The 13048-nt window shown below is 68.9% G+C and carries 11 protein-coding genes; 7 read left to right on the top strand and 4 right to left on the bottom strand.

The genetic code is table 11. The features are described from left to right. Position 1 precedes the first annotated feature (1 nt). Positions 2-481, top strand: a complete 480-nt coding sequence (locus tag WDLP6_RS08370; protein WP_162566580.1) for a MarR family winged helix-turn-helix transcriptional regulator — start codon at positions 2-4, stop codon at positions 479-481. 10 nt (positions 482-491) lie between these two features. On the opposite strand, the gene WDLP6_RS08365 is transcribed toward WDLP6_RS08370, so the two are convergent. Next, a complete protein-coding gene (locus tag WDLP6_RS08365) occupies positions 492-1709 on the bottom strand; it encodes an aromatic ring-hydroxylating dioxygenase subunit alpha (RefSeq protein WP_162591957.1) in 1218 nt (405 codons plus the stop codon). Positions 1710-1731: 22 nt separating this feature from the next. Continuing rightward, positions 1732-2730, bottom strand: a complete 999-nt coding sequence (locus WDLP6_RS08360) for a Bug family tripartite tricarboxylate transporter substrate binding protein (RefSeq protein ID WP_162591956.1) — start codon at positions 2728-2730, stop codon at positions 1732-1734. Between the two features lie 78 nt (positions 2731-2808). Here WDLP6_RS08360 and WDLP6_RS08355 point away from each other — a divergent pair, with 78 nt between their 5' ends. The 4 genes from WDLP6_RS08355 to WDLP6_RS08340 all read left to right on the top strand — a co-directional run bounded on the left by WDLP6_RS08355 (position 2809) and on the right by WDLP6_RS08340 (position 9517). After that, on the top strand, positions 2809-3426 hold the full coding sequence (locus tag WDLP6_RS08355) for a 3'-5' exonuclease (protein WP_162591955.1): 618 nt from the start codon (positions 2809-2811) through the stop codon (positions 3424-3426). An 88-nt stretch (positions 3427-3514) separates the two neighbouring features. Further along, positions 3515-6739: an efflux RND transporter permease subunit gene (locus tag WDLP6_RS08350; RefSeq protein WP_162591954.1), complete on the top strand. Its 3225-nt coding sequence runs from the start codon at positions 3515-3517 to the stop codon at positions 6737-6739. A gap of 4 nt (positions 6740-6743) precedes the next feature. Beyond that, positions 6744-7961: an efflux RND transporter periplasmic adaptor subunit gene (locus WDLP6_RS08345; protein ID WP_162591953.1), complete on the top strand. Its 1218-nt coding sequence runs from the start codon at positions 6744-6746 to the stop codon at positions 7959-7961. 74 nt (positions 7962-8035) lie between these two features. Beyond that, a complete protein-coding gene (locus WDLP6_RS08340) occupies positions 8036-9517 on the top strand; it encodes an efflux transporter outer membrane subunit (protein ID WP_174259856.1) in 1482 nt (493 codons plus the stop codon). On the opposite strand, the gene WDLP6_RS08335 is transcribed toward WDLP6_RS08340, so the two are convergent. After that, positions 9468-10556, bottom strand: coding sequence for a PA0069 family radical SAM protein (locus tag WDLP6_RS08335; protein WP_162591951.1), 1089 nt, complete (start codon positions 10554-10556; stop codon positions 9468-9470). The genes WDLP6_RS08340 and WDLP6_RS08335 overlap by 50 nt on opposite strands. A 98-nt stretch (positions 10557-10654) precedes the next feature. On the opposite strand from WDLP6_RS08335, the gene WDLP6_RS08330 reads away from it, so the two are divergent. Beyond that, on the top strand, positions 10655-11008 hold the full coding sequence (locus WDLP6_RS08330; protein ID WP_162591950.1) for a DOPA 4,5-dioxygenase family protein: 354 nt from the start codon (positions 10655-10657) through the stop codon (positions 11006-11008). 10 nt (positions 11009-11018) lie between these two features. On the opposite strand, the gene WDLP6_RS08325 is transcribed toward WDLP6_RS08330, so the two are convergent. Further along, positions 11019-11675, bottom strand: coding sequence for a glutathione S-transferase family protein (locus WDLP6_RS08325; RefSeq protein WP_162566572.1), 657 nt, complete (start codon positions 11673-11675; stop codon positions 11019-11021). A gap of 117 nt (positions 11676-11792) precedes the next feature. Between WDLP6_RS08325 and WDLP6_RS08320 the strand changes: the two genes are divergently transcribed. Then, positions 11793-13019, top strand: a complete 1227-nt coding sequence (locus WDLP6_RS08320; protein ID WP_162591949.1) for a polyhydroxyalkanoate depolymerase — start codon at positions 11793-11795, stop codon at positions 13017-13019. Positions 13020-13048: the final 29 nt, after the last annotated feature.

Here is a 13048-nt window from a genome sequence, read left to right as displayed (position 1 = left end):
CATGCCTGCCAACCGCGCGCCCGCCCCCGTCTTTCGCCGGCTGTTGAGCTACGAGGTCAACAGCACCTCGGACGCACTGCGCCGCAGTGCCGCGCTGCGCTTTCGGCGCGAGCACGACACCAGCCTGATGGAATGGCGCACGCTGGCGCTGATCGACTACCTGCAGCCGGTGACGCTGCGCGTGCTCACCGACTACTCGAGCACCGACAAGGCGCAGATCAGCCGCATCGTGAGCGCGCTGGTCGAGCGCCGCATGGTGGCGCGCAACGCGCACAGCACCGATGCGCGCTCGGCGCAGCTCGAACTCACGGCCCTCGGCAGCACGACCCTCAAGGGCCTGTCGCGCAGCGCGCAGGCACGCGACCGGGCCTTTCGCAGCGTGCTGAGCGAGGACGAGGCGGCGCAGTTGGTCACGATCCTCGCCAAGCTCAAGATCAAGGCACTGGCGATGGTCGCCGAAGAGGAAAAGAAGCAGCCCTGACAGCGGTCGCTCAGGCGCCGGCCTGCGCAGGCTTCGGATCGTGGAAGTTGCCGGCCTCGAAGCGCACCAGCTCGTCCTTCGCATCGAAACGCACGCCGGCCGGGTCGCCGCCCTCGGCCACCGTCTTGACCTGCTGCTGCACCAGCCGGCGCAGCAGCGCGATGCCGCGGTCGCTGGTCGCGAGGTTCTCGTGCGAATGCCAGGTGATCTCGCCCTGGCTGGTCTGCGCCTCGTAGTCGCCGGGGAAGCGGCGATGCTCCTCGGGCGTGAGCTCGCGCCAGAGCTTGCCGCCCTGGCGCGAACGAAAGCCCGTGAGCTCGCCCGCCGTGCGCACGCGCGCCACGGTGTAGATGCGAAAGTGCGTGTCGTCGATCGGCAGGATGAAGCCGATCGACTCGACCCGCGCGTACTGCCCGACACGCGGATTCGGCACCACGCGCCAGGTCGGCACGCAGGCCTCGGTCACGCGGCGGAAGAGGGAGCCGTCGTCCAGCGTGCGCAGCGAAGTCACCTTCACGCCGATCGGCGTGGTGTCGAAGCGGATCGTCGGTGCGCGCAGCATCGCATCGGTGAACTGGGTGCCCGAGAAGCTGCCGTGCAACACCATCACGTGCCACGGGTCGACCACATTCTCGTAATGCTGGAACCAGTTGCAGTCGACGATCACCGGACCGCCGCCGCCGATGCTCTGGTCGTCGGCCTCGATGAACTCGCCCTCCTCGAGCTGCTCGAAAGGCTCGAAGCGCGGCAGCACCGGCTGCTTCGCGGGCGGACCCATGTAGGCCCAGACCATGCCATAGCGTTCCGCCACGGGATAGCCGGGTTGCAGCATGCGGCCGACGCGGCTGCCGCCACCGGGCTCGCAGGGCTGCTCCAGGCACTGGCCGCGCGGGTCGAACTTCCAGCCGTGGTAGCAGCAGCGGATGCCGTCCTCCTCGACCTTGCCGTAGAGCAGCGAGGCGCCGCGGTGCGCGCAGCGCGGATGCAGCAGGCCGGGCTCGCCGTTGCCGGCGCGAAACAGGATCAGGTCCTCGCCGAGCACGCGAATCTGGCGCGGCGTGTCGCCGGCGTCGCTCGACAGGCCGACCGGATGCCAGTAGCGGCGCAGCAGCTCGCCCATCGCGGTGCCGCGGCCGGTGCGCACGAGTTCATCGCGCACGATCGGTTCGGGCAGCTCGTAGGCGCTGCGGATCGGGATGATGTGGCGGTGGTCTTGCGGTGCGTTCATGGAATGCGTCCTGTGCGGGTGTCTATTCCGGCTCGACGCCGGCGGCCTTCATCAGCGCCAGCCATTGCGGCGCGTCGCGCTTGTAGACCTCGGCCAGTTCCTCGGGCGTGCTGGCGATCGGGTCCTGCCCCTGGTCGATCAGCCGCTGCGACACCTCCGGCATGCGGATCGCGGCGACGAAGGCCTTGTTGAGGCGCTCGATCACGGGCTTGGGAGTTCCGGCCGGCACATAGACGGCGACATAGCCCGCGAGCTCGAAGCCGGCGAAGCCCTGTTCGCCGAAGGTCTGCAACTCGGGCATGCCGCCGGAGCGCCGCGGCCCGGTCATGCCCAGGCCCTTGATGTAGTTGGCGCGCACCAGCGGGCGCGCGCTGACCGGGCTCGAGAAGGTGGTGTCGAGCACGCCGCCGCGCACGTCGGTGAGCGCCTGCACGTCGCCCTTGTAGGGCACGTGCTGCATGTTCAGGCCGTAGCGCGTGCGCAGCAGCTCGCCGAACAGATGACCCGACGAGCCCTTGCCCCAGCTGCCGAAAGTGATCGGGCGGTTCTGCGCCTTGGCCCACGCTGCGAACTCCTTGAGGTTGCCGTAGGGCGCTGTCGCGGGCCCGGCAAACATCACGCTGCCGAGCGACACCATCGTGACCGGCGCGAAACTCGCGGCCGGGTCGTAGGGCAGCTTCTTGTAGGCGCCGGCATTGTTGATGGTGGTGCTGCTGGTCGTCACGAGCACGGTGTAGCCGTCGGGCGCCGCCTTGGCCGCGGCATCGGCGCCGACGATGGTGCCCGCGCCGGGCTTGGCATCCACCACCACGGGCTGGCCGATCTCGAGGGACACCTTCTCGGTCATCGCGCGCACGGCCACGTCGATCGCGCCGCCGGGTGCAAAGGGCACGATCACGCGGATCGGCTTGGCCGGGAAGGTCTCCTGGCCCCACGCGGCGGGCCAGGCGCCGGCGGCGGCCGCCGCCGAAAGAAAGCGCAGCGCATCCCTGCGGCCGCCCGAGAACATCGATTGCTTCACATCCGTCTCCGTGGGTTTATATTGTTGATACTATCAACCATATCCGCGAGCGTCAACGAGCGACAATCGGCTTCGACCATGACTCCCGCCGCCCCTCCCCCACTGCCCGAACGCGAGCAGATCGCCCTGCTCGAACCCTTCGAGGGCCTCGGGCTGCGGGACATCCGCGTCGTCGCCACGCTGCAGCAGGCGCAGGCCGCCGCCACGGCGCTGCTGGCCGCGGGCGTGGCCGGCTTCGACACCGAGTCGAAGCCGACCTTCGCGAAGAACGAGGTGTCCGGCGGTCCGCACGTGGTGCAATTCGCGACGCTGCGCGAAGCCTGGATCTTCCAGCTGCACCACACCGAGTGCCGCGAGACGCTGGCCGCGCTGCTGGCCTCCACCGCGCTGGCCAAGGTCGGCTTCGGCCTGTCGACCGACCTGAGCCTGATCCGCCAGCGCTTGGGCGTCGACCCGCGCGCCGTGTTCGACATCGACACCGAGTTCCGCCGCCGCGGCTACCGCAAGTCGGTCGGCGTGAAGACGGCGGTGGCGCTGGTGTTCAACCGCCGTTTCGTCAAGTCGCGCAAGGCGACCACCTCGAACTGGGCCAACCGGCAACTGACGGATGCGCAGATCCGCTATGCCGCCAACGACGCCTACGCCGCGATGCGCGTCTTCGATGCGCTGGAATTGACGGTTCCGAACGCCTTTTGAGGGCTTCCTGCGCCACGGCGCGGGATGTAATTCCATTTCCTTATGATGCGGTTCCTCCGCATCGCCGATACCCCCAGCAGCAGCGTCCATGGTCCAGCTTGCACTGCGTCGTCCGTACACCTTCATCGTGATGGCGATGCTGATCGTGCTGGCGACACCGCTCGTCCTGCTGCGCATGGCGACGGACATCTTCCCGGAAATCAACATTCCGGTGGTCAGCGTGATCTGGAACTACAACGGCTTGCCGGCGCTGGAGATGGGCCAGCGCATCACCGGCCAGACCGAGCGCAGCCTGACCACGACCGTCAGCGACATCGAGCACATCGAGTCGCAGTCGCTCTCGGGCGTGGCCGTGATCAAGATCTTCTTCCAGCCGACCGCGAACATCGAGACCGCCATCGCCCAGGTGGTGGCGTCGATGCAGACGCAGGTGCGCCAGCTGCCGCCGGGCATCACGCCGCCGCTGGTGATCAAGTATTCGGCCTCCAGCATCCCGGTCATCCAGTTGGCGCTGTCGAGCAACGCGCGGCCGGAGAACTCGCTGTTCGATGCCGCCATCAACCAGCTGCGCCCGCAGCTCATCACGGTGCCGGGGGTGGCGATTCCCTTTCCCTACGGCGGCAAGAACCGGCTGATCTCGGTCGACCTCGACACCCGGGCGATGCAGGCGCGCGGACTGTCGCCGGCGGACGTGGTCAATGCCGTCAACGCGCAGAACCTGATCCTGCCCTCCGGCACGGCCAAGTTCGGCGCCACCGAGTACACGGTGCGCATGAACGGCTCGCCCGACGAGATCGCCGGGCTCAACGACCTGCCGGTGCGCACCGTCGACGGCGCGACCACCTACCTGCGCGACGTCGCCTACGTGCGCGACGGCTTCTCGCCACAGACCAACGTGGTGCGCCAGGACGGCGTGCGCGGCGTGCTGCTGTCGGTGCTGAAGAACGGCGGCGCCTCGACGCTGGACATCGTCTCCAACCTGCGGGCGCTGCTGCCGGTGGCCGCGCAGGGCATGCCGGCCGACATCAAGGTCACGCCGCTGTTCGACCAGTCGCTGTTCGTGAAGGCGGCCGTCAAGGGCGTGGTGGCCGAAGCCGTCATCGCGGCCGCGCTGACCGCCGCCATGGTGCTGCTCTTCCTCGGCAACTGGCGCAGCACGCTGATCATCGGGCTGACCATCCCGCTGTCGATCCTGGCCTCCATCCTGGTCCTGTTCGCGCTCGGGCAGACGCTCAACCTCATGACGCTGGGCGGGCTCGCGCTCTCGGTCGGCATCCTGGTGGACCAGGCGATCGTGACGATCGAGAACATCGAGCGCCACCTGCACATGAGCACCGCGCTGAACGAGGCCATCGAGGTCGGCGCCGGCGAGATCGGCGCCGCGGCCTTCGTCTCGACGCTGTGCATCTGCATCGTGTTCGTGCCGATGTTCTTTCTTTCGGGCGTGGCGCGCTTCCTGTTCGTGCCGCTGGCCGAGGCGGTCGTGTTTGCCATGATCGCGTCCTACCTGCTGTCGCGCACGCTGGTGCCGACGCTGGTGATGCTCCTGATGGGCGGCGTGCATGCCAATGCGGCAAAGGGCAAGCCGAGCCTGCTGCAGCGGCTCTACCGCAACTTCGACCGCCAGTTCGAGCGCGTGCGCCGAGCCTACACGCTGGTGCTGTCGACACTGCTGTCCAGACGCGGGCGCTTCATCGCGGTGTTCCTCGGCTTCTGCCTCTTGTCCTGCCTCTTGTACCCGGTGCTGGGGCGCGACTTCTTCCCGAGCGTGGATGCGGGTCAGATCCGGCTGCACATGCGCGCGCCCACCGGCACGCGCATCGAGGAGACGGCGCGGCTGACCGACCAGGTGGAAGTGGCGATCCGCGAGCTGGTGCCCAAGGACCAGCTCGAGACCATCCTGGACAACCTCGGCGTGCCCAACAGCGGCATCAACCTCTCGTACAGCAACGCCGGCACGATCAGCACGCTGGACGGCGAGATCCTGATGTCGCTGCGCGAGGGGCACCGCCCGACGGACGAATTCGTCAGCCTGCTGCGGGCCGAGCTGCCCAAGCGCTTTCCGGGCATCGAGTTCTTCTTCCAGCCGGCGGACATCGTCACGCAGATCCTGAACTTCGGCCTGCCGGCGGCGATCGACGTGCAGTTCAGCGGCAACGACATGGCCGGCAATGCCGCCCATGCGGCCGAGCTGGTCAAGGCCATCCGCAAGATCCCGGGCGCGGTCGACGCCCACATCCATCAGCGGCTCGACGGCCCGGCGCAGAACCTGCAGATGGACAGGACGCGCCTGCAGCAGTACGGGCTGACGGCGGCCAACGTCGGGCAGAACGTGCTGATCGCGCTGTCGGGCAGCTCGCAGACGGCGCCGGCTTTCTGGCTCAACCCGCAGAACGGCGTGGTCTACAGCATCGCGGTGCAGTCGCCGCAGTACACGGTGGATTCGCTCGACTCGCTGCTCAACATTCCCGTCGGCGCCTCGGGCTCGGCGGCGGCGGCCGCGGCCGGCTCGCCGCAGCAACTGCTGGGCAACCTGGTGGAAGCGCAGCCCAGCCGCCAGCCGCAGGTGGTCTCGCACTACAACATCATCCCGGTGGTCGACGTCTACGTGAGCGTGCAGGGCACCGACCTGGCCAGCGTGGCCGCCAAGGTCGGCGCGCTGGTCGACGAGGTGCGGCCCAAGCTCGCGCGCGGCAGCCAGGTGACGCTGCGCGGGCAGGTGCAGACGATGCAGTCGTCCTTCATCGGCCTGGGCGTCGGGCTGGCGATGGCGATCGTGCTGGTGTACCTGCTGATCGTCGTCACCTTCCAGTCGTGGATCGATGCCGCCATCATCATCACCGCATTGCCGGCGGCGCTGGCCGGCATCGCATGGATGCTGTTCATCACCGGCACGACGCTGAGCGTGCCGGCACTCACGGGCGCCATCATGACGATGGGCGTGGCAACGGCCAACAGCATCCTGCTGGTGTCCTTCGCGCGCGAGCGCCTGGCGGCCGGCGTGCCGCCGCTGTCGGCCGCGCTCGAGGCCGGCGCCACGCGCATCCGGCCGGTGCTGATGACGGCGCTGGCGATGATCATCGGCATGATCCCGATGGCGCTCGGCCTCGGCGAAGGCGCCGAGCAGAACGCGCCGCTCGGGCGCGCGGTCATCGGCGGCCTGATCTTCGCCACCGTATCGACGCTGTTCTTCGTGCCGGCCGTCTATGCCGGCATCCACAACCGCCGCGCCCACCGCAAGGCAGCACGCGAAGCCGAAGGCGCCGCTCCCCCCACGCCACCTTCGCTCGGGGCCACGCCCCAGGAGACCTGACACCATGTCCGAGCAACGCCACGCGGGCCTGGCCATCCACCCCATCGAGCTCGACGAGGATGGCGAGCACCACGCGCTGCTGAAGCGCCGGCAGATCGTGCGCCGCACGCGCATCGCGGTGCTGATCGTGGTCGTGCTGCTGGCCATCGGCGCCGCGCGCACGATCTTCGTGCGGATCGCCAACGCGCGCGCACTCGAGGCCGGCACCACCGAGCGCGCCGCGCAGTACGTCAAGACCGCCCGGCCGCAGACCGCGGGCGAGGGCCAGACACTGGCCTTGCCGGGCACACTGCAGGGCTTCGTGCAATCGCCGATCTCGGCGCGCGCGAGCGGCTACCTCAAGCGCTGGACCAAGGACATCGGCAGCCGCGTGCAGAAGGGCGAACTGCTGGCCGAGATCGAGACGCCCGAGATCGACCAGCAGCTCTCGCAGGCCATCGCCGCGCGGCAGCAGGCGGCGTCCAGCCTGGAGCTGGCCAGGAGCACGGTCGCGCGCTGGGAGGCCCTGCGCAAGAAGGACGTGGTTTCGCAGCAGGACCTCGACGAGCGGCGCAGCGCGGTGGCGCAGACCACGGCCAACGTCGCCGCCGCCGATGCGAACGTGCAGCGGCTGCAGCAGACCGAGGGCTTCAAGCGCGTGCTGGCGCCGTTCGCGGGCGTGATCACCCGACGCAACGTCGATGTCGGCGACCTGATCGATGGCGGCGGCGGTGGCGGCGGCCGTGCGCTGTTCCTGCTCGCACAGACCGATCCGCTGCGCGTGTACGTCAACGTGCCGCAGGCCTATGCGCAACTCGTCAAGGCCGGCCAGCCGGTGGTGGTGACGCAGGCCGAGCTGCGCGGCCAGAGCTTCCGCGGCGAGGTGGCGCGCACCTCCGGTGCCATCGACGCGAGCACGCGCATGATGCAGGTCGAGGTCTCGCTGCCGAACCGCGACGGCACGCTGCTGCCTGGCGCCTACGTCCAGGTGTCGCTGCCGCTGGCGGCCAGCCGCACGCTCACCATTCCGGCCAACGCGCTGCTGTTCCGGGCCGAAGGCACGCGCGTCGCGGTGGTGGACGCGGCGGGCCACGTCCATCTGCGCGCGATCAGCCTCGGGCGCAACTACGGCGAGACCGTGGAGGTGCTCGACGGCCTCGACGCCAAGGACCGGATGGTGCTGAACCCCTCCGACTCGCTGGCCGAGGGCGACGTGGTCACGATCGCCAAGGAGCCCGCGTGAGCGCTGCGCCGGACCGCTCCAGGCAAGCTCGCTCCCGCTTGGCCGGAAGGCGCGAAGCGCCAAGGGTGCACACCATGAGCCTGCGGCGCGCATCGACGGCCGTGGGGCTCGCGGCGCTGCTCGCCGGCTGCGCCGTCGGGCCGGACTACAAGGCGCCGGCGGTCGACATTCCCGTCAGCTGGAAGCTTGAAGCGCCGTGGCAGCAGGGCGTGCCCAGCGACATGGCCGACAAGGGTCCGTGGTGGCAGCGCTTCGGCGACGCGGCGCTCGACACGCTGGAACGGCAGGCGCAGGCCAACAGCCCCACGCTGGACCTGGCCGGCGCACGCCTCGCGCAGGCGCGCGCCACGCTGTCCGGCAGCCAGGCCGCACGCTATCCGCAACTCGGCATCGGCACGCGGGCGCAGCGGCTGAGGATCTCGGCGAACCGGCCACTCACCAACTATTCGTCGCCCAACGCCGAGACCGTGCAGAACGACTTCGCCTTGTCGCTCACGGCCGGCTACGAGCTCGATCTCGCGGGCCGGGTGCAGCGTTCGGCCGAAGGCGCGACGGCCTCCGTCGCGCAGTCCGCAGCGGATCTCGAGAACACGCGGCTCTTGCTGACCACCGATCTGGCCTCGGCCTATTTCAACCTGCGTTCGACCGACATCGAGCTCGATGTGGTCACGCGCTCGATCGCGCTGCAGCGCCATGCGCTCGACCTCGTCGATTCGCGGCACGAACTCGGCGCGGTGTCGGGCCTCGACGTGGCGCAGCAGCAGGCATTGCTCGACGCCACGCTGACACAGGTCGACGTGTTGAACAAGCAGCGCTCGCAGTACGAACACGCGATCGCGACGCTGATCGGCACGCCGGCGCCTTCGTTCACGCTGGCGCCCGACCTGCGGCCCATCACGCCGCCGCCCATTCCCCTCGGCGTGCCCTCCGAAGCACTGGAGCGACGGCCCGATGTCGCCTCGGCGGAGCGCGCGATGGCCGCCGCCAACGCGCAGATCGGCGTCGCCACCGCGGCCTTCTATCCCAGCGTCATGCTGGCGCCGGTGGCGGGCGTGGACAGCAACAAGCTGTCGGCGCTGTTCAACGCGCCCAGTCTGCTGTGGTCGCTCGGCATCTCGGCCACGGCGCCCTTGTTCGACGGCGGCCGGATCCGCTCCAACGTCGACTTCGCGCGTGCCGGCTACGACGCCAGCGTGGCCAGCTACCGTCGCGTCGTGCTGAACGCGATGCAGGAGGCCGAGGACGGCATCACCGGCCTCGCCGCGCTCGACCGTGCATCGTCGCAGGCCTTGACGGCCGTGGGCGCCGCGCGCCGCGTGCTCGACATGGCGACCAGCCGCTACGAAGGCGGTGCATCGACCTACCTCGACGTGATCGCCGCCCAGCAATCCCTGCTGACCGCGGAGCGCCAGGCCGCGCAGCTGCTCGGCCAGCGCATGCTGACCGCGGTATTCCTGGTGAAGGCGCTCGGCGGCGACTGGTGCGGCACCGGTGCCGTGGCCGATCCTAGAACAGGCTGCCCTGCCCCGCTGCGCCAGGTGGCCGGAACGCGCTGAGGTCGAGCGCGATGCGCTCGCGATTGAAGCCGATGCGCTGCGTCGCCTTCTCGAAGCGCTGGCGGATCAGCTCGGCCCACAGGCCGCTGCCCTTCATGCGCGTCGCGAAGTCGGCGTCGTAGTCCTTGCCGCCGCGCATCTCGCGGATGCGCGCCATGATCCGGCCCGCGCGCTGCGGGTAGTGCAGCTCGAGCCATTGCCGGAACAGCGGCGCGACTTCCCAGGGCAGGCGGATCACCGTGTAGAACGCGCAGCGGGCGCCGGCCTGCCATGCGGCTTCGAGCACCTGTTCCATGTCCTCGGTGACGAAGGGAATCTGCGGGCCGACGCTGACGCCGACAGGCACGCCAGCCTCGGCCAGCGTGCGCACCGTGCGCAGCCGGCGATGCGGCGCGGCGGCACGCGGCTCCAGCTTGCGCGCAAGCTCGCCGTCGAGCGTGGTGATGGTGACGTAGACCGCGGCGAGATGATCGGCCGCCATCGGCGCGATCAGATCGAGGTCGTGCTCGACCGCGCTCGACTTGGTGACGAGGCCGAAGGGATGGCGCGTTTCCTTCAGCACTTCGATCACCGAGCGCGTGAGGCGCAGCTCGCGCTCGATCGGCTGGTAGCAATCGGTCGCGGTGCCGACCGCGAGATGGCTCGGCCGGTAATTGCGCCGGCCGAGTTCGGCGCGCAGCACTTCGGCGATGTTGCGCTTGGCGATCAGCTTGGTCTCGAAGTCGAGCCCCGGCGACAGGTTGAGGTAGCTGTGCGTCGGCCGCGCGAAGCAGTAGATGCAGCCGTGCTCGCAGCCGCGGTAGGGATTGAGCGAGCGGTCGAAGGGGACGTCGGGCGAGTCGTTCTCGCTCAGCACCGACTTCACGTCCTCGAAGCGCACCTCGGTCGCGAGCGGCGGCAGCGGATCGGCGGCGCCCTCCTCGAGCGTGCCCCAGCCGTCGTCGAAGGCGTCGCGCGCGTCGCGCTCGAAACGGTGAGGGATGCGGGTGGCTGCGCCGCGGCCCTTGAGCGCGGTCACCGGGATGAAAGCGTCGGCCATGAGGCGTCCTTCAATACTGGATAAACATCCAGTATTCCATCATTTCGCCGCGCGTGCACATCGCGTTAGAGTCGGCCCCATCCTCCAGCGAGATCGCCATGCCACGCCGTCCCGAAAACCTCTATCCGCAATACCACGCGCACCTCTACTTCGGCCCCGACACCATGGCCCAGGCGCGCGCGATGGCCGAGGAAGCCGGACGCAGCCTGCTGGTCGTGGTTGGCCGCGTGCATGAGCGGCTCGTGGGGCCGCATCCGCACTGGAGCTGCCAGATCGCCTTCGACGCCGCCGAGTTCGATGAAGTCATTGCCTGGCTCGACGCCCACCGCAACGGCCTCGACGTGTTCGTGCACGGCGTGACCGGCGACGACTACGCCGACCACACCGCCCACGCCATGTGGCTGGGCAACGAATCGACGCTGGATCTGCGGATGTTCCGGCCGCGGACCTGAGGCCGGCGGCTCAGAACTCGGCGTCGAGCTCGTCGATCTCCTCGGGTTCCTGCTTCGCGGCGTGGATCCATTCCTGCATGGCGGGCAGGGCCATGACGTGCTTGCAGTAGGCGGCGCAGGCGCCATCGAGAGCAACGTCGTATGTCATGAAGCGCGTGACCACGGGCGCATACATCGCATCCGCCATGCACGGCTGCTTGCCGAAGAGAAAGGGGCCGCCGTAGTCCTTCAGGCACTCCCGCCAGATAGCGAGCACGCGGTCGATGTCGGTCTGCGCACGCGACCAGATCTTGAAGCTCGGAAACTTCGCCCTGACGTTCATCGGCAGCGAACCGCGCATTGCGCTGAAGCCCGAATGCATCTCGCCGCAGATGGCGCGGCAGTGGGCGCGGGCCTTGGCATCGGCCGGCAGCAGTCCCGCCTTGGGCTTGATCTCGTTCAGGTATTCGCCGATGGCCAGGGTGTCCCACACCTTGATGCCGCCGTGCAGCAGCGACGGCACCAGCATCGAGGCCGAAAGCAGCAGCATCTCGGCCTTCATCGCGGGGTCGTCGGGGGGAATCACCTTCTCACTGAAGTCCAGGCCTGCCAGGCGACACATCAGCCAGCCGCGCAGCGACCACGCACCGTAGTTCTTGCTGCTGATGGTGAGAACAGGTTTGGCCATGCTGGTGCTCCTCGGCTGCCGGATCGGCATCGGCAACCGTGCAAGGCCTGTGCCAGAACAGTGCGCCTGCGCGGCGACTCGGGCGTCCTTGGCCCATAACTTGCCTGCGGCAGACGCATGCTGTACCGGGCCTACCAAAACAACGCCGACCTGCTCTCGCCGTCGCGCCTCGCAGCCCAGCATCTCGGCAACGTGGCCAACGCGCTCTGGCCGGCGAGCACCGAACGCAGCATCGCCCGAAGTTTCGCGGCGGCGATGGAGGTGTACTCCCGCATGCGTCTCACGCACAGCCGCCCCGCCTACGGCATCGAGCGCGTGGAGGTCGACGGCGAAGCGGTTGCGGTGACAGAAGAAGCCGCGCTGGTCTCGCCCTTCGGCACCTTGCTGCACTTTCGCAAGGACACCAGGGCGGTGCAGCCGCCGGTGCTGCTGGCCGCACCACTGTCGGGCCATTTCGCGACCCTGCTGCGCGAGACCGTGCGCACCTTGCTGCACCACCATGACGTGTACGTGACCGACTGGCACAACGCGCGCGACGTGCCGCTGTGGCATGGCGGCTTCGGGCTCGACGACTACACGCGGCAACTCATCCGGTTCCTCGAGACCATCGGGCCGGGCGCCCACATGGTCGCGGTCTGCCAGCCGTGCGTGGCCGCGCTGGCGGCGACCGCGCTGATGGCCGAGGACGACAATCCGGCTGCACCGAGCAGCCTCACGCTGATGGCCGGGCCGGTCGACTGCCGCGTCAACCCGACCCTGGTCAACAAGCTCGCGAACGAGCGTCCCATCGACTGGTTCGAACGCAACCTGATCAGCCGCGTGCCATGGCCGCATGCCGGCGTGATGCGGCGCGTGTACCCGGGCTTCCTGCAGCTCGCGGCCTTCATGAGCATGAATCCGGAGCGCCACAAGCAGCAGTTCATCAAGCTCTACGAACACCTGGTCGACGGCGAGACCGACCAGGCCGACACCATCCGCCATTTCTACGACGAGTACCTCGCCGTCAACGACCTGCCGGCAGAGTTCTATCTGCAGACGGTGGAGCGTGTGTTCCAGACCTACGACCTGCCGCGCGGCGCGCTCACGGTCGGCGACCGCAAGGTCGATCCTTCATCGATTCGCCGCACCGCGCTGTTGACGGTCGAAGGCGAACGCGACGACATCTGTGCCGTGGGCCAGACCGTGGCAGCCCAGGACCTGTGCATGAGCATCCGGCCTTACCTCAAGACGCACCACCTGCAGGCCGGCGTCGGCCACTACGGCGTCTTCAGCGGCAGCAAGTGGAACACACAGATCTACCCGCGCGTGCGCGAAGTCATCCACACCGCCGCCGAGATGCACTGAGAGAGAGCTGCTCCAAGCGCCAGCGACCG

The organism is Variovorax sp. PBL-E5 (assembly GCF_901827185.1).
In the GTDB taxonomy this organism is placed as follows: Bacteria; Pseudomonadota; Gammaproteobacteria; order Burkholderiales; family Burkholderiaceae_C; genus Variovorax.
The sequence above is the reverse complement of the archived record's forward strand: the minus strand, read 5'-3'. Positions and strand labels throughout refer to the sequence as shown.